At 61.5% G+C, this 22,200-nt stretch carries 17 protein-coding genes; 6 read left to right on the forward strand and 11 right to left on the reverse strand.

The features are described from left to right. Positions 1–119: 119 nt before the first annotated feature. From AB9K34_RS21100 to smpB, 3 genes are all read right to left on the reverse strand, one after another. A complete protein-coding gene (locus AB9K34_RS21100) occupies positions 120–1,304 on the reverse strand; it encodes an aromatic amino acid transaminase (RefSeq protein WP_369956542.1) in 1,185 nt (394 codons plus the stop codon). Beyond that, complete coding sequence (gene sseA / locus AB9K34_RS21105; protein ID WP_369956587.1) at positions 1,304–2,158, reverse strand: 3-mercaptopyruvate sulfurtransferase; 855 nt, start codon at positions 2,156–2,158, stop codon at positions 1,304–1,306. Before sseA ends, AB9K34_RS21100 begins: the two co-directional genes overlap by 1 nt. 131 nt (positions 2,159–2,289) lie before the next feature. Next, positions 2,290–2,766 carry an SsrA-binding protein SmpB gene (gene smpB, locus AB9K34_RS21110; protein WP_369956544.1) on the reverse strand — a complete coding sequence of 159 codons (477 nt, stop codon included), beginning with the start codon at positions 2,764–2,766 and terminating at the stop codon, positions 2,290–2,292. A 139-nt stretch (positions 2,767–2,905) separates the two neighbouring features. On the opposite strand from smpB, the gene AB9K34_RS21115 reads away from it, so the two are divergent. After that, positions 2,906–4,051 (forward strand): lytic murein transglycosylase, encoded by a 1,146-nt coding sequence (locus AB9K34_RS21115; protein WP_369956545.1) that lies wholly within the window; start codon positions 2,906–2,908, stop codon positions 4,049–4,051. Positions 4,052–4,085: 34 nt separating this feature from the next. Here the strand turns inward: AB9K34_RS21115 and AB9K34_RS21120 are convergent, their stop codons facing one another. Further along, entirely contained in the window at positions 4,086–4,904 is an 819-nt protein-coding gene (locus AB9K34_RS21120) for a sulfotransferase family protein (RefSeq protein WP_369956547.1), read from the reverse strand. Positions 4,905–5,047: 143 nt separating this feature from the next. Between AB9K34_RS21120 and AB9K34_RS21125 the strand changes: the two genes are divergently transcribed. After that, positions 5,048–6,625 carry a DUF5928 domain-containing protein gene (locus AB9K34_RS21125; protein WP_369956548.1) on the forward strand — a complete coding sequence of 526 codons (1,578 nt, stop codon included), beginning with the start codon at positions 5,048–5,050 and terminating at the stop codon, positions 6,623–6,625. A 127-nt stretch (positions 6,626–6,752) separates the two neighbouring features. Here AB9K34_RS21125 and AB9K34_RS21130 read toward each other — a convergent pair whose 3' ends face one another. The 4 genes from AB9K34_RS21130 to AB9K34_RS21145 all read right to left on the reverse strand — a co-directional run bounded on the left by AB9K34_RS21130 (position 6,753) and on the right by AB9K34_RS21145 (position 12,463). Beyond that, positions 6,753–7,631 (reverse strand): dimethyl sulfoxide reductase anchor subunit family protein, encoded by an 879-nt coding sequence (locus AB9K34_RS21130; RefSeq protein ID WP_369956549.1) that lies wholly within the window; start codon positions 7,629–7,631, stop codon positions 6,753–6,755. Next, positions 7,631–8,410 (reverse strand): 4Fe-4S dicluster domain-containing protein, encoded by a 780-nt coding sequence (locus AB9K34_RS21135; protein WP_369956550.1) that lies wholly within the window; start codon positions 8,408–8,410, stop codon positions 7,631–7,633. The genes AB9K34_RS21130 and AB9K34_RS21135 overlap by 1 nt, the downstream gene beginning before the upstream one ends. Beyond that, complete coding sequence (locus AB9K34_RS21140) at positions 8,407–11,202, reverse strand: molybdopterin oxidoreductase family protein (RefSeq protein WP_369956552.1); 2,796 nt, start codon at positions 11,200–11,202, stop codon at positions 8,407–8,409. Before AB9K34_RS21140 ends, AB9K34_RS21135 begins: the two co-directional genes overlap by 4 nt. A gap of 124 nt (positions 11,203–11,326) precedes the next feature. Continuing rightward, on the reverse strand, positions 11,327–12,463 hold the full coding sequence (locus AB9K34_RS21145) for a citrate/2-methylcitrate synthase (protein ID WP_369956554.1): 1,137 nt from the start codon (positions 12,461–12,463) through the stop codon (positions 11,327–11,329). Between the two features lie 33 nt (positions 12,464–12,496). Between AB9K34_RS21145 and AB9K34_RS21150 the strand changes: the two genes are divergently transcribed. Continuing rightward, positions 12,497–13,348, forward strand: coding sequence for a phosphate acyltransferase (locus AB9K34_RS21150; protein WP_369956555.1), 852 nt, complete (start codon positions 12,497–12,499; stop codon positions 13,346–13,348). A gap of 96 nt (positions 13,349–13,444) precedes the next feature. Here the strand turns inward: AB9K34_RS21150 and xsc are convergent, their stop codons facing one another. From xsc to AB9K34_RS21165, 3 genes are all read right to left on the reverse strand, one after another. Continuing rightward, a complete protein-coding gene (gene xsc, locus AB9K34_RS21155; RefSeq protein ID WP_369956556.1) occupies positions 13,445–15,220 on the reverse strand; it encodes a sulfoacetaldehyde acetyltransferase in 1,776 nt (591 codons plus the stop codon). 120 nt (positions 15,221–15,340) lie between these two features. Then, positions 15,341–16,798: a PLP-dependent aminotransferase family protein gene (locus tag AB9K34_RS21160; RefSeq protein WP_369956558.1), complete on the reverse strand. Its 1,458-nt coding sequence runs from the start codon at positions 16,796–16,798 to the stop codon at positions 15,341–15,343. 88 nt (positions 16,799–16,886) lie between these two features. Continuing rightward, entirely contained in the window at positions 16,887–18,278 is a 1,392-nt protein-coding gene (locus AB9K34_RS21165; RefSeq protein WP_369956559.1) for an aspartate aminotransferase family protein, read from the reverse strand. A gap of 404 nt (positions 18,279–18,682) precedes the next feature. Between AB9K34_RS21165 and AB9K34_RS21170 the strand changes: the two genes are divergently transcribed. The 3 genes from AB9K34_RS21170 to AB9K34_RS21180 all read left to right on the forward strand — a co-directional run bounded on the left by AB9K34_RS21170 (position 18,683) and on the right by AB9K34_RS21180 (position 22,007). Further along, positions 18,683–19,681, forward strand: a complete 999-nt coding sequence (locus AB9K34_RS21170) for an ABC transporter substrate-binding protein (protein WP_369956560.1) — start codon at positions 18,683–18,685, stop codon at positions 19,679–19,681. 254 nt (positions 19,682–19,935) lie between these two features. Beyond that, positions 19,936–20,742, forward strand: a complete 807-nt coding sequence (locus tag AB9K34_RS21175; protein ID WP_369956561.1) for a taurine ABC transporter ATP-binding protein — start codon at positions 19,936–19,938, stop codon at positions 20,740–20,742. Further along, the gene (locus AB9K34_RS21180; protein ID WP_369956562.1) at positions 20,739–22,007 is read left to right on the forward strand and encodes an ABC transporter permease; all 1,269 of its coding nucleotides are present in this window, start codon (positions 20,739–20,741) and stop codon (positions 22,005–22,007) included. Before AB9K34_RS21175 ends, AB9K34_RS21180 begins: the two co-directional genes overlap by 4 nt. Positions 22,008–22,200 lie beyond the last annotated feature (193 nt).

Raw genomic sequence — 22,200 nt, forward strand, 5'->3', positions numbered from 1 at the left:
GGGGTCCGGGCGCAACGTCTCAGATCGCTCGCCCATACATCAGTTTGCAACAGATGGAAAGGGGCTGCGATGCAGCCCCGGAATGGTGTCTTCCATCGGATAGCATCCGGTCGCCGACGTCAGACTCCGGCGTCGATGATGGCCTGTGCGAGCACGGGAACTGTCTTGGCGTTTAGTCCGGCAATATTCATCCGGCTGTCGCCGATCATGTATATCCCGTGATCCGCGCGGAGTTTCTCGACCTTGTCCGGTGTCGTGCCGAGGCGCGAGAACATGCCGCGGTGTTGCGCGAGAAAGGCGAAACGGTCGGATCCGGACAGTTTCTGCAATTCGCTCGCCAGCGACTTGCGCAGGTCCAGCATCGACAGGCGCACCTCTTCGAGCTCGGAAGCCCAGTCGGCGCGCAACGCGTCGTCATTGAGGATCATCGTCACCAGCCGCGCGCCGTGATCGGGCGGGAAGGAATAGTTCTGGCGGTTGAGAAAGGCCAGCGTGCCCTGGTTCAGCCCCTGTTGCGATGTGGTCTGGCTGATGGCTATCAAGAGGCCCGTGCGTTCACGATAGACGCCGAAATTCTTGGAGCAACTCGCCGCGATCAGGCATTCAGGCACTTGCGACGCGACCATCCGCGTGGCTTTGGCGTCGTCTTGCAGCCCGTCGCCAAAGCCCTGATAGGCGATGTCGATCATCGGGATCAGGCCCCTGTCGTTCAACAGGTCGATCACCGCCTGCCATTCGACGGCGTTCAGGTTGGCACCCGTCGGATTGTGACAGCAGCCATGCAGCAATACCACGTCACCGGCGCGGGCGGTGCCGAGGTCTTCCATCATCCCGCCAAAATCCACGCTCCGGGTTTCGTCGTCGAAATAGCGATAGGCGACGGTTTCGATCCCGAGATAGCTCAGGATCGACAGGTGGTTGGGCCAGGTCGGGTTGGAGACAAAGACGCGGGCATCGGGGTTTGCCATGCGGATCAGTTCAAAGGCCTGCCGGCAGGCCCCGGTGCCGCCCGGCGTTGCCGCTGCGGCGATGTTTTCACGCGCAACTGCATCATCCAGCACCAGAGAAATCATCGCGTCCGCGAATGCCGGATCGCCGGTCAGGCCGGTATAGGCCTTGGTTTCCTGTTCCTGCCACAGCCGTTGTTCGGCCGCCTTGACGGCGCGCATGACGGGTGTGACACCCTCGGCGTTCTTGTAGACGCCGACGCCAAGATCGACCTTGTCCGCGCGCGGATCGTCGCGAAAGGCCTGCATGAGCGCAAGGATCTTGTCGGCAGGCTGCGCTTTGAGATTTTCGAACATCATGCGTCTCCGGTTGCGATTGGCAGGGTCGGGAACGCGCCCCATTCAGCCCAGGACCCGTCATAGAGCGAATGGTCCGCCTTGCCCATGCGTTCGAGCGCGAGGCTGAGAATGGCGGCGGTCACGCCGGAACCGCAGGTCGTGATCGCGGGTTTGTCGAGATCGACGCCCGCTGCCTCGAAGATGGCGCGGCACTCCTCGGGTGTTTTCATGGTGCCGTCCTCGTTGAGCAGGCTGTCAAAGGGCACGTTTTTCGCGCCGGGAATATGCCCGCCCCGCAAGCCTTCGCGCGGTTCGGGTGCTTCGCCACGAAAACGCGCGGCAGAGCGGGCGTCGATGATCGCGTGATCCCCCAACTTGCTGGCCTGGCTGACCTGCGTCACGTCCCGCACGAGACCGTTCTGAACCCGGACCGTCATGTGTCGGTCGCGCACAACCGGGGGCAGGTCCTCGAGCGGGCGCCCTTCGGATTGCCATTTGGGCAGGCCGCCATCGAGCACGGCAACGTTGTTTTGCCCCATCAGCCGGAACAACCACCAGACACGCGCCGCCGACATCAGGCCCGCACCGTCGTAGATGACGACCTGATGGCCGTCGCCGACACCCATCGCGCGCAGGCGTGACATGAATTTTTCCACCGGGGGCACCATGTGCGGCAGGTCCGAGCGATGGTCGGAAATATCGTCGATGTCAAAGAAGCGCGCGCCGGGAATGTGCGCGGCATCGTATTCGGCACGGGCGTCCCGGTTCGCGTTCGGCAAGTACCAGGACGCATCCAGTATCCGTAGATCCGGATCCTTGAGATGCGTTGCCAGCCATTCGGTGGAAACCAGAGTACGCGGATCGTCCTGCATGTCGGTGGGCCCCTTGTTCATCCGCACCCTTGCTACGCGGGCGACGCGAGCGTTGCAAGACCGTGCCAACCGGGCATCGGAAGAGCCGTGCGCTTTCCTGTTCGGCGTTCCTGCTTCGCGTCGGGCGCAGTTCAGCGATTGTCCTTGAGCAGGCGCTGTTTCTGGCGTGACCAGTCGCGCTTGGCCTCGCTCTCGCGCTTGTCATGGTTCTTCTTGCCCTTGGCGATGCCCAGCTTGAGCTTGGCCAGCCCGCGATGATTGAAATACATCACGATCGGCACCAGCGTCATGCCCTTGCGCTGAGTCGCTGTCCAGAGATCAGAGAGCTCTTTGCGTGACACCAGAAGCTTGCGCCGCCGCCGTTCCTCATGCCGAAAGGTCTTGGCCTGTCCATAGGGCGCGATATAGCTGTTCACCAGCCACAATTCGCCGTCCTCGACGGCCGCATAGCTCTCGGCGATATTGCCGCCATTGGCGCGCAGGGATTTGACCTCGGACCCTTCGAGCAGCATGCCGCATTCCAGATCGTCCTCGATGGCATAGTCGAAGCGCGCCCGCCGGTTCTCGGCGATCACCTTGTAATTGGGATCTGATTTCGTCTGTGCCATGACGCGCAGATGTAGGCGCTTGGCCCTGCCTGCGCAAGGCGGGCGTGATGGTCATTTTTCCGCCAAAGCCGCCGTGGCCTGTTTGCCTGCGCTGCGCGCTGCGCTATGGCTTGGAAAACGAACGTAGAGGGCAGGACAGATGCAGATCACGCGACGGACGATGACATTGGGACTTGCGGCGGCGGCCTTGGCCGGATGCTCGGGTGCCAATAGCGGGCTGACGGGGGCACCGGTGTCGCGCATGCGAACGGTGCCGAACGCAGGGTATGATGCCTGGGTTGCGGGGTTCAAGGGGCGCGCTGCGGCCAAGGGGATCAGCCAGAGTACCATCGATCGCGCGTTTCGCGGGGCAGGGTATCTGCCCGAGGTGATCGAGCGCGACCGCAATCAGCCGGAATACAAACGCACCCTGGAAGATTACCTTGCCATCGCCGCCTCCGACGAGCGTGTCAGCGACGGCAAGACGATGCTGCGCAGATACAACGCGACGCTGTCTCAGATCGAGGCACGGTACGGGGTCAGCAAGTATATCGTGACCGCGATCTGGGGGCTGGAGAGCCGTTACGGGACCCGGCGCGGAGACGTGCAGGTCATCTCTGCGCTCTCGACGCTCGCCTATGACGGGCGGCGCGGATCGTTTTTCGAAAGCCAGCTGATCGCGGCGCTCAAGATCCTGCAAAACGGCGATACCACGCCCGACAGGATGACCGGGAGCTGGGCCGGTGCGATGGGCCATACCCAGTTCATCCCAACCTCCTACCTTGCCTTTGCGGTCGATTTCACCGGCGACGGGCGGCGCGATATCTGGGATGACGACCCCAGCGATGCGCTTGCTTCGGCGGCCGCCTACCTGGCGAAGAACGGCTGGGTCCGAGGGCAGACCTGGGGGGGCGAGGTCGGATCGGCGGCCGCATCCTCCGCAACCCCGCTGGCGATCATCCAGCCACAGGTGCCCGGCCCCAAATTCGCGGTGTTCAAGAATTTCTCGGTGCTCAAGCGCTACAACAATTCCGACAGCTACGCACTGGGTGTCGGACATCTAGCTGACCGTATCGCCGGGGGCGGACCGCTCAAGGCGTCATTCGGGCCGGATGCTGACGGTCTGACGCTGGCGGATCGCAAGGCGTTGCAGCGCCGCCTGACCGCTGCCGGATATGATACCGGCGGGGCCGATGGCGTCATCGGGTCGAAATCCGAAGCCGCGATCAGCGCCTATCAGCGCAGCGTCGGACTGCCGGTGACAGGCCGGCCGTCGGTGGATCTGCTGCGCCGGCTTGGCGGGTAATCCTGCACCGGGCCAATGCTGCACTGGGCGAGGTTCAGTCGCCAAGCTTGGCGTGAACCTCGTCCAGGTCGATCTCGCCCGTTGGCATCTTGTTGCCCGGATTGTCGAAATCGTACTTGAACAGTTCGAAATCGCGCTTGTAGATTTCATAGACCAGATGCATCGACAGATCGTCGAAATAATCGGCGACGGGATGGGCGCGTTTTGGGCCGTGGTTCTCGCTTTCGTTAAAGCGCGGGATGGCGCCGAGGTCGATTTTGTGCGGCGTGCTGATGGTGTCCAGAACCTGCTGCATCCCCTCGTCGAAACGTTCGGTCCAGAGGATTTTGTCATAGGTGCCGCCATTGACGATAAAAGTCGATATATGCCCTGACATCGCGGACCAGTGGATGTCCGGATCCATCGGGCGACGCCAGCGTATGGTGTCGCGCGCAAACAACAGGAAGCGCCGAAACGCACGAATCTGGTCGAACTCCTGCTTGCCGTCCTCGCCACCGTATTCGATGCCATAGCGCGCCGCGAGCATCGGCACGAGATTCCCCCGATAGCGTTTGCCGTTGCGCTGAATGCCGCAGATCTTGTCGAAGAACGAACTGAGGATTCGGGTGTAGGGGTTGCGCACGCTGGTAAAGGCATAGGATCGGTGTGATTGGACATTGCGCGTTATGGCATCCTGACTGTCGTCCAGCGCCCATTTGTGAATGCCCGATTTGGCGTCGTGAATGTCACCGTCGTAATAGGTGCCGTGATCCGAATAATACATGATCTGCCCGATGGTCGAGCAGGCGCATTTCGGCACGACGCGGTACACCATGCTCTCGGATTCGGTCATCCAGGTTCCGGGAAACCCCATATGCTGCCTCCTGCGGTCTGCGTGTCCCAGCCGGCACGCAGGCATTTTCGCGACAAGAAAGCAAAGAATGCAGGTTTATTCAATCCGCCATGACCTTTAACAGTCGAATGACAGAGCGGACAGACGGACATTGTGCAAGCTGAATGGCAAAAATCGCGTATATCCTGCTATGCCACAAGGAGCCCGAAGCGATCATTGATCAGGCCCGGCGCCTGACAGCGGCGGGCGATTTCACATCGATTCATTTTGACGCCCGTTCAGGCAATGGCGATTTCGAACGAATCCGAACGGCGCTTGCCGGGAACGACAACGTCGTTTTCGCGGACAAGCGCATCAAGTGCGGCTGGGGTGAGTGGTCATTGGTGCAGGCCACCCTCTACGCAGTGCAGGCCGCCGAACGGGCGTTTCCTCGCGCCACCCATTTCTATATGCTGTCGGGCGATTGCATGGCGATCAAGACAGCGCAATACGCCCATGAGTTTCTCGACGGGCGGGATGCCGATTACATCGAGAGCTTTGATTTCTTTCAGAGCAACTGGATCAAGACGGGCATGAGGGAAGACAGGCTGATCTTCCGGCATTTCTTCAATGAGCGCACGCAGAAGACGTTGTTCTACGCATCTGTAAACCTGCAACGTCGGTTGGGGCTGCAACGCGCGATTCCCGACGATCTGCAAATCCAGATCGGCAGCCAGTGGTGGTGCCTGAGACGACGCACGATTGAGGCGATTCTGAGCTTCATAGAGGATCGGCCCGATGTCATGCGGTTTTTCAGGACCACGTGGATCCCGGACGAGACATTTTTCCAGACGCTTGTGCGCCACCTGGTGCCCGAAACCGAGATCGAGGGGCGCACGCTGACCTTTCTGATGTTTTCGGATTACGGCATGCCGGTCACGTTCTACAACGATCAATACGATCTGCTTCTTGGTCAGGATTTTCTCTTTGCCCGCAAGATCAGCCCGGAGGCGCAGGATCTCAGGGCGCGGCTGGGTGAGTTGTACGCGAGTCGCGATGTCGAGTTCCAGATCAGCAACGAAGGGCGCAAGCTGTTCGGTTTCCTCACTGGCAAGGGCCGCGTCGGACGCCGGTTCGGCGCGCGCGCCTGGGAAACGGGGAGCACGCTGGGGCGTGACCGGGAGCTTATGATCGTGGTCTGCAAGAAATGGCATGTGGCCAAGCGCCTGATCGAGCGTATCCGGACGGTCACCGACCTGCCTGCGGTCGAATATCTTTTCAACGAAGAGAATACGCCGCTGCCCGACCTTGGCGGCATCCAGAGCAGTCTTGAAAAACGCACAAGGCATCGCCGGACGCTGACCCGGCTGCTGTTCGAAGAGTTCGGCACCGACCGGATGATCGTATGCATGGACCCGTCGAGCATCGACTTGATCCGGGATTTTTACGAGGATCGGTGCAGGACCCGTATTCTGGAAGTATCCTGCCGGTTTTCAGATCAATACCTGATCGGTCACGCGAGACGCGTGGGCTTGCTGGGGCAACTCGCCAAAGATCGCGCGCTGGCCCGCATCCTGCCGACCATCCGCAACGATATACTTTATGAAAGCGACCGTATCCGTGACGCCGGGTTTTCGTCCCATATGGTGATGTCCGAGCGGTTTGACCGCGACGAGAATACACGTGTGTTGCAGAATTTCCTGTCCGTGCCCTATGAAACGGCGGCGCAGATCATTGCCATGGATCACCTGTTTTCCGATTAAAGCGTTTCGCGATTGACTTGGAACATCTGGTATCACCTAACGCGTTGAAATCTTTGATTTCAGGCAGCGTCAGGTGGTTCAGGTTCATCGCGAAATGCTATATGTCATCGCTGGGCGGCGTGCCGCGTCAAGTCGTGCGCTTGCCATAGTAGAGCCCGACAACATGTTCCGCCTCGGCAAAGAACAGCCAGCGCGAGACCACCGCGCCGACAAGATGCGACAATACCGCCAGCGCGGCAAACATGTGGCTGAATGGCAGCAACAGCATCCCGATCGGCAGCAAGATCATCAGGAAGAACGAGATCACCCGGAGTTGGAGGCCATGTTTGCGGCCGACGACATAAACGAACTCGTTCAAAAGATAATTGGTGCCCGTGTGGGGCGGCTCGAACGCGCGCACGGTTGACGCCGTGCCGAGGCCGGTCGCGGATGCGAGGGTGCTGCCAGAGGCGGTCAACGCGCCGTCCCCCTTCATCCACGTCATGATTTGAATCGCGCCGGCCACGACGAGGAGAGCAATCGCGGCCTTCTCCTGACCCGTCAACAGCGCGCCGCCCGCAAGCGACAGGGACAGCAGCAGCGCAGGCGTAAGTGGCGAATGCCAACGCGGGACGGTGCGAAGCTGGGCATAGATCATCGAGGTCGTGAACACGGTCAGGACGCTGGCGACCGAGCCGACGAGGCCGAGGGCGGTCCATCTCGTGCCCAGAAACACCAATCCGGCACCGTAGACGGCCATGACAATCAGGGTAAATACCGCGCAGCATCCCTCGCGGCTCAGCCAGCTGGTGCGCCACTGGCTGAACGCCTTGATCGCGCGCTCCGGGTGCTCAAGATGAAAAGTCGACGCCAGCAGCCCGCCCACGGCGAGCACATAGGCGATGGCAAAGAAGGTGAAAGCGACCCAGCCGGCGACGTCCGGCAGGCCGATGCCAAGGAATGCCAGCATACCGAACCCGGCGCCGGACATCACGGTGAACAGGATGACGGAGGGAGCCGGATGCATCAACGTGCCTCGTCTTTTGACGGCGCGCCGGGCAAGCGGTCAAGCGCCTTGTCCAGCCATCCGAAAAATCCCGCAGAATCTTCGGAAACCGGTGCCAGCAGCGGTGCGAGGATATCGACCTGCTCCTGCAGCCGGTCCTTGGGGCGCTGGGGCAGGTATTTGTTGACCGGCCGGGTTTCCTGTTCTGGCATCAGGTCGATGCCGCCACGTTCCGCCGTCAGCCGCGAAACATTGCTGTCAGGATCGGCAAAATCGCCGAAATGCCGGGCCCCGGCGGGGCAGGTGCGCACGCAGGCCGGAACCCTGTCTTCCTCGGGCAGGTGCTCGTTATAGATACGGTCGACGCAGAGCGTACATTTTTTCATCACGCCTTCCGCCGCATCGAGTTCGCGTGCGCCATATGGGCACGCCCAGGCGCAGAGCCCGCACCCGATGCAATCGCTTTCGTTGACCAGAACGATACCGTCCTCGACCCGCTTGTAGCTCGCCCCCGTGGGGCAGACCGTGACACAGGGTGCATCGGTGCAATGCAGGCAGGATTTCGGGAAATGGATCAGTTGGGTCGCACCGGTTTCAGGTTGCACTTCGTAACTGTGGACGCGATTGAGAAAGGTTCCCGCCGGATCGGCTCCGTACGGGTCTTCGTCGGCAAGCGGCGCACCGTAATTCTCGGTATTCCATCCCTTGCAACTGATCACGCAGGCGTGGCATCCGACACAGGTATCAAGGTCGATGACCAGACCCAGTTTCCTGTCCGTGCTGGTGGGGAGCGTGGTCATTTGCCTACCTTCCATGTCAGTTCGGCAGGGCCTTGTCCCACCGGTGAGCGCAGGGGCGGGAACGCGGGGGCGCATTCGGCGGGTGCCGCCACCTTTTCGATCCTCACCCGCAGGTCGAACCATGCCGCCTGACCGGTAATGGGATCAGAGTTGGACCACCGCAGCCCGTCCCCCTTGGGCGGCTGCAACTCGTGTATCAGGTGGTTGAGCAGGAAACCCCTGGTGGCCTCGGGTGCGTCTTCGGACAAGGCCCAGGCGCCCTTGCGCTTGCCGATTGCGTTCCATGTCCAGATCGTGTTCTCGTTCAACCCGCCATGATGCGCCACCGGCACCACGATCGATCCATGCGCCGACGTGACGCGTGCCCAGTCACCATCCTGGAACCCGTGCTGCTGCCACAACTTCGTCGGCAGATAGAGCGGATTGTGCCCGTGCAGTTGCCGCAGCCAGGCGTTCTGACTGCCCCAGCTGTGATACATGGCCATCGGGCGCTGTGTCAGGGCATGTATGGGAAAGTCCTCGGGAGCGACATTGGCATCCTCGAAGGGCGGATACCAGATCGGGAACGGATCCATTGTCTCGATGATCCGCTGGCGCAGGTGGTCCGGGGGCTGGCGCTCTCCATGGCCTTCGGCGGCGCGCTGGAACTTGCGCATCGGTTCCACATAAAGCTGGAAAAGATAGGGCTGCGGGCTGTCGAACAGGCCCATGCCGACCGCCCACTCCTGATAGGCGGTGTTCCAGGGCTTGTAGTATTCGGCGCCTTCGGGAATGTGGTTGACGAAAAAACCGCCATTTTCGATATAGCGGTCCAGCTGCTCGGGGTTCACCTCGCCCCGTCCCGACTGCGATCCATCACCCCGAAACCCTGCAAGCGGTCCGATGCCCGGACGGCGCTCGTGGTTCACGATGTAATCCGCGTAGTCTTTCCATTTCGGACTGCGGTCGTCGTTGGTAAATCCCGGCAGCTTCATCCGGTTGGCGAGCTGGATCAATGCCGTCTGGAACCCGCGAACGTCGCGGTCGGGCTGCACCACGGGCCAGCGGATCGCATCGGCGGCGGCGTCGGCCTCGCAGATCGGGCGATCCAGAAGGCTGATACAGTCATGCCGTTCAAGATAGGTCGTGTCCGGCAGGATCAGGTCGGCATAGGCCACCATCTCGCTGGAATATGCGTCGGAATAGATGATATGCGGAATCACGTAGTCGCCGTTTTCATCGGTATCGGTTAGCATCTCCATGACGCCGCCGCTGTTCATCGACGAATTCCAGGACATGTTCGCCATATAGAGAAACAGCGTGTCGATCCTGTAAGGGTCGCCCGCATGCGCGTTCGAGATGACCATATGCATCAGACCGTGGGCGCTCATCGGGTTTTCCCAGGTAAAGGCCTTGTCGATGCGTGCCGGGCTGCCATCGGGTTTGAGCGCGAGATCCTCCGGACCCCGGACAAACCCGAGATGCGGGCCATCCAGCGGGGCATCGGGTCGGGCCCAGCAATGCGGGGTCGGATGGGCTTCGGCAGGTTTCGGGTAGGGGGGTTTGAACCGAAAGCCGCCGGGCACTTCGACGGTGCCAAGCAGGATTTGCAGAACGTGCAGCGCGCGGCAGGTCTGGAATCCGTTGGAATGGGCCGAAACGCCGCGCATGGCATGCATCGAGACCGGGCGTCCGGTCATGCTGCTATGCGTTTCGCCTCGGAAATCGGTCCACTCGCACGCGATATCGAATGCCTCGTCAAAGGCGACGCGGGCAAGCTCTCCGGCAATGGCGCGAATGCGTTCTGCCGGAATACCACATTGCGCGGCGACAGCCTCGGGGGCGTGTTCGGGCGAAAGATAGCGCTCGGCCATGTGTTGGAATACGGTGCGGTGCCCGTCATGGCTGGCGTTGAGATCGGGATAGATGCCGGGCGTGTCAAAGGCGCAGACCGCGCCGCCCTTGCGATCTCTCACCAGCGGTTTTCCGTCATCGTCGCGCAGGAACAGACCGGTTTCCCGATCCAGAAGCACCGGTGCGTTGGTGTAGCGTGACAGATAGTCGAGATCGATCTTGCCGGCCTTGATGAGGCAATGGATCAGGGCCAGAACGAACAGCCCGTCGGTCCCCGGCGTGATGCCCACCCATTCATCCGCGACGGCGTTATAGCCGGACCGGATCGGGTTGACGCCGATCACCCTGGCCCCGCGGGCCTTCAGCTTGCCAAGCCCCATCTTGATCGGATTGCTGTCATGATCCTCGGCGACGCCAAAGAGCATGAACAGCCGGGTGTGATCCCAGTCGGGCTGGCCAAACTCCCAAAACGCTCCGCCCATCGTATAGATGCCGCCTGCCGCCATGTTAACCGAACAGAAGCCGCCATGAGCCGCGTAGTTGGGTGTGCCGTAATTCTGTGCCCAGAAACTCGTAAAGCTCTGGCTCTGGTCGCGCCCGGTGAAAAAGGCGAGCTTTTCAGGGGCATCGTGGCGGATGTTCTCAAGCCAGCCGCAGGCGATCGATAGCGCGTCGTCCCAACTGATTTCCTGGAACTCGCCCGACCCGCGCGGTCCCACCCGGCGCAGCGGCTTGCGCAGGCGCGAGGGCGCGTTGTGCTGCATGATACCCGCCGATCCCTTGGCACAGAGCACGCCCTTGTTGACCGGATGATCCCGGTTTCCTTCGATATAGGCGACCTTTCCATCCTTGATATGCACGTTGATGCCGCAACGGCAGGCGCACATGTAGCAGGTTGTCTTGCGGATCTCGTCAGAGACCGGGGGCGACAGATCAAGCGACGGCTGGGTATGAGGCATATGGTCTCTTCCTGATTTCCCACACACTAGGGAGCGGCGTCGTTCCGGTAAAGATGTTCCGTATTGCGAAGGTATATCAAGACGAAGTTCCTGATAGTGACCTGATTGCGGAACAGTGTCGGGGTCACCCGCGCGCGTTCATCGGTACGAAATCGCGGGGCTCGGGTCCGTTATAGAGCGTCAGAGGCCGGATCAGGATATTGCCGCGTTGCTGTTCGATGCACTGGATGACCCAGCCGGGCATGCGACCGATGGCAAAGATCGGCACGTAAAGGTCCATCGCGATTCCGTGCAGCTGATAGATCACGCCGGAATAGAAATCGACATTCACATTCAACCCGTGACGGGCATAGGGTTTCATTGCCTCGACCACGGCCTGAAGGATCTCATACCATTCCGGTGCGCCCATTTCCTCGCCGAGTTTGCGCACCCCTTCGCGCATATGCCGCGCACGCGGGTCTTCCTTGCGATAGACCCGATGGCCGAACCCGGTGACCGCCTCGCGCGCGCCGCGCTTGGCCTTGACATAGGCGGCAGCGTTCTCGGGCTTGCCGATCTCGTGCACCATCTTCATGACGTCCTCTGCGGCCCCGCCATGCGCCGGCCCGGCCAGTGTCGACAGCGCCGTCACGATGCCGCCATGCAGGTTGGTTTCGGTACCGATCGTGACGCGGGCGGCAAAGCTGCTCGCGTTGCTGCCGTGTTCGGCATGAAGGATGAAATCGACATCCGCCAGCCGCGCCGCCTCGTCGCTGGGTTTCTCGCCCTTCAGCATCCACAACCAGTTGGCCGCATGACCCAGGGTGGCGTCCGGCGCAACCGGATCGCGCCCGCTGCGGATCGCCTCGTGGGCGGCGATGATCATCGGCACCTGGCTGGTCAGCCTTATGCCGTTGGCGACAAACGCGTCTTCGCCCACCTGCTGGCTGTCTGGTTCAAGAGCCGCGAGCGCCGATACCGCCGTGCGCAACACATCCATCGGATGGCCCTGCCGGCAGGCGGAAATGATCTCGAAGATCTGCGGTGGCAAGCTGCGCGCGGCTTTCAGTTTCGCATCGAAATCGGCAAGCTCGGAGGCCGTTGGCAACTCGCCGTGGATCAGCAGATAACAGACCTCTTCAAAGTTCGATTGCGTGGCGAGATCGTGGATCGAGTAACCGCGATAGGTCAACTCACCTGCCGCGCCATCGATGTCGCTGACGGCGGACCGTTCGAAATAGACGCCTTTGAGGCCACGGTTGATCTTGACGTTTTCGGTCATCGCTGTCTCCTTCGTAGCAAAACGGGGATTGGAATGTCGGCATTGGAACGCGCCATGGATCGGGCAAGAAAAGACCGCGCGCGGGTGGTCTTTCCTGAACTGAACGACTCGCGCATCGCCGAGGCGGTGGCGCAGATGCAGGCCGAGGGGCTCTGCACGCCGATCCCGCTTGCCGACTCCGATGACGCACTCGTTGCCGCACTGGTAAAGGCGCGCGGCGTAAAAGAGGCCGTGGCCCGGCGCATGTTGTCACGCCCGTTGTACCGTGCGGCGGCGATGGTTGCCGCCGGGCAGGCGGACGCGATGGTGGCGGGGGCGGTCAGCCCGTCGAAAAAGGTGATCGAAGCGGCAAGCATCGCTATCGGGCTGGCCGACGGGGTGAAGCTGCCCTCGTCGTTCTTCCTGATGCGCTTTCCGGACGGGCGCGATCTGATCTTTGCCGATTGCGCCCTGAACGTTGCGCCGGATGCGGACGCATTGGCCGAAATCGCGCGGGCGTCGGAAACCACCGGACGGGCGTTGCTGGGGCAGGCGCGGGTGGCGTTGTTGTCCTTTTCCACTGGTACATCCGGCGCAGGAGAGAGCGTGGCCAAGGTGCGCGCGGCGGCAGAGGCAACAGGGTTCGCCGGGCCTGTGCAGGGCGACGCGGCGCTGAACCCGGCGGTGGCCGCGCTCAAGGGCGTGGGGCAGGGCGATGCCAACGTGCTGGTCTTTCCCGATCTCGATGCCGGCAATATCGCGTACAAGCTGGCGCAAGAGCTCGCCGGGGCGCAGGCGATCGGGCCGGTCCTGCAAGGGTTCCGCAAACCGGTCTGCGACCTGAGCCGGGGCGCCACGGTGGCGGACATCATCGCCGCCACGACGGTGACGCTGGCCCTGGCATAAGGCGCGCCAGCGCAGGCTGGCATTTGCCTCACGCCAGCACCGAACGCCGGATCTCCGAGGGGAAATGCGGCGCCGCGCAAAGGGCCTGGGCTGCGATCATACGGTTTGTGGCCGCATGTCCTGCGCGCTGATCCCGGCAACCTCGACCGGTTTTTTCATCGCGTCGCGGCGGAACGGCTCGCCCAGTTCCTGGTTGATCATCGCTTCGATCAGGGTCGTGATGCCCGCCTTCTGATCGACCATCGCCTGGTTCAGCGCCTCTGTCAGTTCCTCCATGGTGCGCGCGACGACGCCCTTGAGGCCGCAGGAATTGGCGATGCCAGCATAAGACACCTCGGTGTCGAGTTCGGTGCCGACAAAGTTGTCGTCGAACCACAGGGTCGAATTGCGTTTTTCCGCGCCCCATTGGTAGTTGCGGAACACCACCTGGGTCACGGCGGGCCATTCCTTGCGGCCAATCGCGGTCAATTCATTGACCGCGATGCCAAAGGCACCATCGCCGGAAAAGCCGACCACCGGCACGTCCGGGCATCCGATCTTGGCGCCGATCACCGCCGGCAGGCCATATCCGCATGGGCCGAACAGGCCCGGCGCCAGATATTTCCGGCCCTCTTCAAAGCTCGGATAGGCGTTGCCTATGGCGCAGTTGTTGCCGATGTCGGAGCTGATGATCGCGTCCTTGGGCAGGGCCGACTGGATCGCGCGCCATGCCATGCGGGGGCTCATCCAATCGGGCTTGTCGGCGCGGGCGCGCTCGTTCCAGGTGGTGCCGGGATCGTCATCCTCGTGATCCATCGACGACAATTGCTGTGCCCAGCGGGACTTGGTTTCCGCGATCCGCGCCTTGCGTTCGGCGCGCCCGGCATCGCCCGCGTCATCGGAAAGCTGCGCAAGCAACCCGCTGGCGACCTTGGCGGCATCGCCGACGATTCCGACGCTGATTTTCTTGGTCAGGCCGATACGGTCGGGGTTGATGTCGACCTGGATGATCTTTGCGTCGGCGGGCCAGTATTCCATGCCGTAGCCGGGCAAGGTCGAGAACGGGTTCAGCCGTGTTCCAAGGCACAACACCACATCCGCATCGCGGATCAGTTCCATACCCGCCTTGGACCCATTATACCCCAGCGGCCCCGCGAACAGCGGGTGATTGCCGGGAAAGGCGTCATTGTGCTGATAGCCGACACAGACCGGTGCATCCAGACGTTCGGCAAGCAGGCGCGATGCCTCGATCCCGCCCTTGGCCAGCACCACGCCCGCGCCGTTCAGGATGACCGGGTTCTTTGCCTCGCTCAGCAGCCGGGCAGCCTCTGCGACCGAGTTTTCTCCACCGGGCGAGCGTTCGAACTCGATCGGTTCGGGGATTTCGACATCGATAACCTGTGTCCACATATCGCGCGGGATATTCAACTGTGCCGGGGCCGACAGACGCTTGGCCTGGGCGATCACGCGGGTCAGGACCTCGGCCACGCGCGAGGGGTCGCGCACCTCTTCCTGATAGGCGACCATGTCCTCGAACAGCTTCATCTGTTCGACTTCCTGGAACCCGCCCTGACCGATGGTCTTGTTGGCCGCCTGCGGCGTCACCAGCAACAGCGGTGTGTGGTTCCAGTAGGCGGTTTTCACGGCGGTAACGAAATTGGTGATGCCGGGGCCGTTCTGGGCGATCATCATGCTCATCTTGCCGGTGGCGCGGGTGTAGCCATCGGCCATCATGCCGGCACTGCCTTCGTGGGCGCAGTCCCAGAACGTGATGCCGGCCTTTGGGAAGAGGTCGGAAATCGGCATCATGGCCGAACCGATGATGCCGAACGCATGCTCGATGCCGTGCTTTTGCAGCGTTTTGACGAAACATTCCTCGGTGGTCATTTTCATTTGGGCGATTCTCCGAAAAAAACAGGATACGGCATCGGGTGCCAGCTTGGTTGCGGTTTTAAGGACCGTGCAGAACGGCGGTTAGGTCCAGATTGAAGCTCGGTTTATATCCAGCGGTCGTCATGCGGCCAGACAACGCGCGATCAGTTCGATACCCGGCGGGATCCGGGATGCCGGGATCGAGGAATAGCCCAGCCGGTAGTAGTTGCGCGGTTGTTCCGATCCGGCAAAGAACGGGGCGCCCGGCTCGATCACCACGCCGTTGCGGGCGAGCTCCTGCGCGACCGCGGTCATGTCGGTGCCGGAGCGGGCGCGCATCCACAGGGACGAACCGCCATAGACGCCACGCCCTGCGATGGTGAGGCCATGATCGCTCACGGCTTGCTCGATGACCTGCCTGCGGTCGTGCAAAGCCTTGGACATGCGGCGAATCTGGGCGTCGAAGTGACCAAGGCTGAGAAAATAGGCGGCGGTGCGCTGCAAATGGCCCGGCGGGTGACGCAAGACGCTGGCGCGCAACGCGCGGGCCTGCTCGATGAAGGGCTCGGAGCCAACGATATAGCCGAGCCGAAGCCCGGGGCAGAGCGATTTCGAAAAACTGCCCACGTAGATCACCCGTCCGTCGCGATCGAGCGACTTGAGCGCCGGGGAGGGCGCGGCGAGAAAAGCGAGTTCGAATTCGTAATCATCCTCGACAATCAGCGCATCCAGATCACGAGCGCGGTCGAGCAGCGCGCGCCGCCGCGCCAGCGGCATGGTCGCGGTGGTCGGCGACTGGTGACTGGGGGTGGTAAAGATCACGTCGGTATCGTCGGGCAACTCATCCGGGGGCAGCCCGTCTGCATCGACCCGCAACGGAACCATCGCGCATCGCGATTGTCGCAGGATGTCGCGCAGGGCGTGATAGCACGGATCCTCGACCGCCGCTTTGCGGGTCGGGTCAAGCAGGACCTGCGCGGTCAGCCAGAGCGCGTTCTGCGCCCCCATCGTGATCAGGATCTGTTCCGGTCGCGCCGCGATACCGCGACGGGGCAGGGTGTGGCGCGCGATGAATTCCACCAGCAACGGATCGTCCCGATCGAAATAATCACCGGTCAGCGACGTGAAATCCTTTTGCCCCAATGCGCGCAGCGCGCAGAGCCGCCAATTGGCGTGATCAAACAGCGTCGGATCGGCCTGGCCATAGATGAAAGGGTAGCGATAGCTGTGCCAGTCGGCCGGCTTTTGCGGCGTGTCCCCGCCGGTAAACCTGCGGCAGAGCGCGTGCTCCCAGTCGACGCGATCCTGTGTGCTGTGCGACGGGGCATAGACCGGCGGCACCGGCGCGTTGTCCGACACGAAATACCCGGATCGTCCGCGCGATGTCAGGTAATCGTTGGCCAGCAGTTCTGTATAGGCGAGCGTCACGGTAATCCGGCTGACGCCCAGATGCCCGGCCAGCTTGCGCGAAGACGGTAACTTTTCGCCACGATGAAACCGGCCCGACAGGATGCCCTCTGCGACAACCTGCTGAATCTGGGCCTGCAACGTGCCCTGTGCATCGGGGTTCAAGAAGAAGGTGTCGACCGAGATTGCCATGACGCAGGATAGACTGGACCTAGCGCGCTTGCAATCTGGACTTATGGGGATATGGCGCGGGAAAGCACCCGCGCCAGTCCGTTTTCTATCAGCCGAAGACCCGGCCCAGTGCGCCATCGACCGCGTCGGTGATCTGGTCGATATCGTCGGTCCCGGCGATCAGGGCGGGCGAGAAGCAAAGCGTGTTGTTGTAGCCCGGAACAGAGCGGTTGGTCATGCCGATGATGACGCCCTGCGCCATGCAGTCGGCCACCACAGCCTGAACCTTTTTCTCGGCCATCGGTGCCCGGCTTTCGCGATCCTGTACCAGCTCGGCCCCGAGGAACAGCCCTTTTCCGCGCACGTCGCCGATCACGGCGTGTTTTTCCATCAGCGCGTTCAGGTTCCCCATCATGTGCTCGCCCATGCGGGTGGTGTTGTCGAGCAGGTCCTCGTCTTCGATGATGCGCAGGTTTTCCATCGCCGCTGCGGGCCCGGCCGTGCATCCGCCAAAGGTCGAGATGTCGCGGAAATAATCGAGCGGATCATCGGCGTTGGTCTTGAACTTGTCGAACATTCCCTCGTTGGTCACGAGGCATGCGATCGCGGCATAGCCGGAGGCAACGCCCTTGGCCATCGTCACCATGTCGGGTTTGACGCCGAAATGCTGATAACCGAACCATGTGCCGGTGCGGCCGACGCCACAGACGACCTCGTCTATATGCAGCAGGATGTCGTATTTCGCGCAGATTTCCTGCACCCGCTCCCAATAGCCGCTTGGCGGGGCGATGACGCCACCGCCGGCAGTGACCGGTTCAAGGCACAGGGACGCAACCGTGTCCGGACCTTCGCGCAGCACTGCGGCCTCGATCTGGTCTGCGGCCCAGAGGCCGTAGTTTTCCGTGGGGGCGCCGTCTTGCTCGAAGGCGCGGTATTCGAGGCAATGGGGCACCCGCACAAAGCCGGGAGTGAATGGCCCGTATTGTGCGTTGCGTTCGTCCTGGCCGCCGGCGGACAGGCAGCTGATGGTGGTGCCGTGATAGTCGCGTTCACGGTACAGGATCTTGTGCTTCTTGCCGCCGTATTTCTTGTGCGCGATCTGGCGCACCATCTTGAACGCTTTCTCGTTCGCTTCAGAGCCCGAGTTGCAGTAGTAGACCCGGCTCATGCCCGGCATCTTTTCGATCAGCTTTTCGGCGAAGGTCGCTCCTGGGATCGAACCGGCGGAACCGGCAAAATAGTTGAGCTTGATCAGTTGATCGCGCACGGCGTTGGCGATGGATTCGCGCCCGTAGCCGACATTCACGGTCCAGACCCCGCCGGACACGGCATCCAGGTGCTCCTTGCCGTTCTGATCCCAGACACGCATGCCCTTGCCTTCGACGATGATCTTTGGATCGGTCGTCTCATAGGGCTTGTGCTGGCTCAGATGGTGCCAGATATGCGCCTTGTCGGCCTCGACGACGCGAGAAATGTCATTTTCATTGAACGTACCGTCCATGGCATGTCCTTTCAGGGAACAAAGAAGAGCGCACGACAAGGCTGGCTTGGGATGCCAGAGTCGTCATCAATCCAGCATGAGCGCAAATCGCGCGCAGTTCGTAGGTCCAGATTTCGATGCGGATTAAGTCCAGAAATCGCACCCAAAGTCATCGGTCGGAACCATGATGCTGATTATCGCGCTGAATAATAACGTTAAATTGAGCCGCATTCGGGGCGCTTGTGAATTTGAGCGTTGTCATCACACGGATCTGCCGCACATAAAAGCATTGATCGAGAACTGGAATCGGGTTCCGATTGGTCGCAGGAGACCGACCCGCGCGCGCTGACGGTCTCAAACGAGAGGCGGCTGACCGCCCGAAATTCGACAATCTGCCGATATGGCAGGCAACCGGGAGATATTGCATGAAATTGAAGTCCAGACTGATGGGTGCCGTGGCTGGCGTTGCCGCTCTGAGCGCGGCACAGGTCGCCGCTGCCGAAGAGATTACCGTCGGCTATTTTCTCGAATGGCCCATGCCGTTTGAATATGCCAAGGTAATGGGCACCTATGACGAAGAGATGGGTGTGACGGTCAACTGGGTCAGCTTTGATACCGGCACCGCGATGAGCGCCGCGATGGCTTCTGGCGATGTTCAACTGAGCGTCAGCCAGGGCGTGCCGCCTTTTGTCGTCGCCGTCAGTGCCGGGCAGGACCTTCAGGCGCTGGATGTGGCAATCAGCTATTCCGAGAATGACAACTGCGTGGTTCATTCCGATCTCGAGATCGACAAGGACTCCGCTGGCGAACTCGCGGGCAAGAAGGTGGCCGTGCCTTTGGGAACCGCGGCGCATTACGGGTTCCTCAAGCAGATGGATCATTTCGGCGTCTCGCTCGACAGCCTCGAAGTGGTCGATATGGCGCCGCCGGATGGCGCGGCCGCGCTGGCGCAGGGCGCTGTTGACATGGCCTGCGGCTGGGGCGGATCGCTGCGCCGGATGCTGGAGCATGGCAATGTCCTGCTGAGCGGTGCGGAGAAGGAAGAACTGGGTATTCTGGTGTTTGACGTCACCTCGGGTCCGGCGAACTGGGTCGCGGAGAATTCGGACCTTGTTGCCAAGTTCCTCAAGGTTACGGCCGATGCCAATGCGATGTGGGCGGACGAAGCAAACCGCGAGATGATGTTGCCGGTGATTGCCAAGGATGCGGGCATGGATGTCGAAGCCACTGCCGAGACCATGGCCACGTTCGAGTTTCCGTCGGTCGACGAACAATTGACCGCTAAATGGCTCGGCGGCGGTGCGCAGGGCTTCATGAAGGGCGTCGCGGACGTGTTTGTGGCTTCCGGCAGTATCGATGCCGCCAAGGACACCTATGAGAACGCGATCAATATCGGGCCGCTTCAAACGGCGTCCGGATCGTAGGAACGCCATCCGGAGCCGGGCGCGGAATTGTGCCTGGCTCCATTGCGACCTTTTTGACCGCAGACGTCGGGGCCCGAAGGACCCGCATGATGTGTTGACCGCGTCCTGATCCGGGCCACGCCCATGCGCGAAGGGCCGGATTGGCCAGTCGCGTCGCGACAACGCCCTCGCCGGCACAGGCTCCGCATGCCCGGACCCGCGCCGTTCCTGCCGGTTGAACCGGTTTTCAGAGCCAGAAGGAAAACGCCTATCCCATGACCGGACTTGCCATTGAAAACCTGTCCATGCGCTTTGAGTTACCGAACGGCGGTTCGGTTCAGGCGCTCAAGGATGTATCACTGAACCTGAGTCAGGGCGAATTGCTGTCGGTGCTCGGTCCGTCAGGCTGTGGCAAGACGACGCTCCTGAACATCGTCGCCGGGTTTCTGGCCCCGACCGAGGGGCAGATCGTCATGAACGGGCATACCGTGACAGGCCCCGACGCCGAGCGCGGTATGGTGTTCCAGCAGGGCGCGCTGTTCGAATGGATGAGCGTGCGCGAGAATGTCGGGTTCGGCCCGCGCATGAAAGGCATGCCCAGGAAAGACATGAATGAGACGGTCGATCATCTGTTGGACGTGGTCGGCTTGCAGGATTTCAAGGAAAAGGCGGTTTACGAACTATCCGGCGGCATGCAGCAGCGGGTCGCGCTGGCGCGGTGTCTGGCTAATGATCCCGACGTGATCCTGATGGACGAACCCTTGGGGGCGCTCGATGCCCTGACTCGGGAAAAGATGCAGTCGCTGGTTCTGAAGCTGTGGAAGGAAACCGGCAAGACGATCATCCTGATTACCCACTCGGTCGAAGAGGCACTGTTGCTGGGCGAGAGGTTGCTGGTGATGGCACCGCGTCCGGGTCGCATTCACAAGGAATACCGCCTTCCCTTTGCAGATCTCGGCGTCGGTCAGGATCTGCGCGAGGTGAAAAAACACCCTGACTTTGCGGTCAAGCGCGAGGAAATTCTCGGCATGATCTGGGATATGGAGGAAGAAATCATGGGACGCACGGAGGCAAGCGCATGATCCCCCTGCTGATATATGTCGCGATCTTCGTGGTGTCCTATCTCGTGTTCACCAAGCTGATCCCCCATGCCGCACGCAGCGATTATACATCGCTCAAGACCGTGACATTCGGCGACGAAAGTGCCGTGACCCCGAACCGGGCGGCATCGGTCATTTCGGTTCTGACTCTGTTCCTGTTGTGGGGGATGTTCACCGGCTCGGCCTTGCTGCCAAAATTCCTGCACATGCCGGGTCCCTTCGAGGGGACGGCGACCTTTGAATACACGGCGCAACTGCCTGACGGAGATCGCGACAACGCGACGGTGACGGTGCTGGTGCATCCGGTGGATGAAGAGGCGACCGAGCCCGAGGTCGAGCCCGGCGAAGGCTGGGCCAAGAACGATTCCGCGACCATCGGCGTCTGGCGCAGCGGCTTGATCCGTGTCGACCGCAACGATGAATTCGGCCGCGATGAAGGTGCCGAGGTCGTCGCCGTCAACGGCACACCCATCGCGCCGGGCGGCGAGGTCGAGATCGAGTATGGGCGCGTCGGCATGAGTCCGAAGGGCACGCTCAATTTCGAGCCGGCCAAGGGCTGGCAGATGGAACCGATCTGGCTGCCCGCGCCGGAGGATGTCGTGGCGCGGGTTGTTGAAATCGCCAGGGAAGGGTTTCGCGGATCAACCCTGTGGGAGCATCTGGGCTATTCGCTGTTCCGCGTTGTGGTCGGCTTTTTCTTCGGGGCGCTGGTTGGCATTCCTCTGGGATATGCGATGGGGCTGTCGGACTGGTTCCGGGGCTGGTTCGATCCGATCGTCGAGTTCATGCGCCCGGTGCCGCCGCTTGCCTTGATCCCTCTGGTCATCATCTGGGCGGGCATCGGCGAGACAGGCAAGATCATCCTGCTGTTCCTCGCGGCTCTCTGGATCATGGCGATCGCGGCGCGTTCCGGGGTATCTGGCGTCAAGATTTCCAAGGTGCACGCGGCCTATTCGCTCGGAGCAAGCAAGAGCCAGATCATGCGCTTTGTGATCGTGCCCAACTCGTTGCCCGAAATCTTCACCGGTGCACGGGTCGCGATGGGTGTGTGTTGGGGCACGGTGGTCGCCGCCGAACTGGTGGCCGCTGAAAAAGGTGCCGGCATGATGATCATGGTCGCGTCCAAGTTCCAGAACACGGATATCGTCATCATGGGTATAATCCTGATCGGAATCATCGGCTTTGGCATCGATATTCTGATGCGCTGGGCCGAACGCATCCTCGTGCCGTGGAAGGGCAAAGGCTGACCCGATCCGCGTAATCTTGCCGACAGGGAGGCCCCGGGGTGGTGTCATGGCCCCGGGGTTTTTCGTTTTTGCGCCAATTTTTTCGGTGAAGCGGACAATCTTGATGATGAGGTGAAATATTTCGCATTTCACCTTTCAATTCGTCGCCAATACTGCATGTTGCACGAGTGACGCAAATGGCGAGTGACTTGCC

The sequence above is a fragment of the Sedimentitalea sp. XS_ASV28 genome (genome assembly GCF_041224545.1).
GTDB lineage: Bacteria > Pseudomonadota > Alphaproteobacteria > Rhodobacterales > Rhodobacteraceae > Sedimentitalea.

Coding starts and splice junctions, on each gene's coding strand:
- AB9K34_RS21100 (WP_369956542.1), bottom strand. CDS start 1,304: ATGTTCGAAAATCTCAAAGCGCAGCCTGCCGACAAGATCCTTGCGCTC.
- sseA (WP_369956587.1), bottom strand. CDS start 2,158: ATGCAGGACGATCCGCGTACTCTGGTTTCCACCGAATGGCTGGCAACG.
- smpB (WP_369956544.1), bottom strand. CDS start 2,766: ATGGCACAGACGAAATCAGATCCCAATTACAAGGTGATCGCCGAGAAC.
- AB9K34_RS21115 (WP_369956545.1), top strand. CDS start 2,906: ATGCAGATCACGCGACGGACGATGACATTGGGACTTGCGGCGGCGGCC.
- AB9K34_RS21120 (WP_369956547.1), bottom strand. CDS start 4,904: ATGGGGTTTCCCGGAACCTGGATGACCGAATCCGAGAGCATGGTGTAC.
- AB9K34_RS21125 (WP_369956548.1), top strand. CDS start 5,048: ATGGCAAAAATCGCGTATATCCTGCTATGCCACAAGGAGCCCGAAGCG.
- AB9K34_RS21130 (WP_369956549.1), bottom strand. CDS start 7,631: ATGCATCCGGCTCCCTCCGTCATCCTGTTCACCGTGATGTCCGGCGCC.
- AB9K34_RS21135 (WP_369956550.1), bottom strand. CDS start 8,410: ATGACCACGCTCCCCACCAGCACGGACAGGAAACTGGGTCTGGTCATC.
- AB9K34_RS21140 (WP_369956552.1), bottom strand. CDS start 11,202: ATGCCTCATACCCAGCCGTCGCTTGATCTGTCGCCCCCGGTCTCTGAC.
- AB9K34_RS21145 (WP_369956554.1), bottom strand. CDS start 12,463: ATGACCGAAAACGTCAAGATCAACCGTGGCCTCAAAGGCGTCTATTTC.
- AB9K34_RS21150 (WP_369956555.1), top strand. CDS start 12,497: ATGTCGGCATTGGAACGCGCCATGGATCGGGCAAGAAAAGACCGCGCG.
- xsc (WP_369956556.1), bottom strand. CDS start 15,220: ATGAAAATGACCACCGAGGAATGTTTCGTCAAAACGCTGCAAAAGCAC.
- AB9K34_RS21160 (WP_369956558.1), bottom strand. CDS start 16,798: ATGGCAATCTCGGTCGACACCTTCTTCTTGAACCCCGATGCACAGGGC.
- AB9K34_RS21165 (WP_369956559.1), bottom strand. CDS start 18,278: ATGGACGGTACGTTCAATGAAAATGACATTTCTCGCGTCGTCGAGGCC.
- AB9K34_RS21170 (WP_369956560.1), top strand. CDS start 18,683: ATGAAATTGAAGTCCAGACTGATGGGTGCCGTGGCTGGCGTTGCCGCT.
- AB9K34_RS21175 (WP_369956561.1), top strand. CDS start 19,936: ATGACCGGACTTGCCATTGAAAACCTGTCCATGCGCTTTGAGTTACCG.
- AB9K34_RS21180 (WP_369956562.1), top strand. CDS start 20,739: ATGATCCCCCTGCTGATATATGTCGCGATCTTCGTGGTGTCCTATCTC.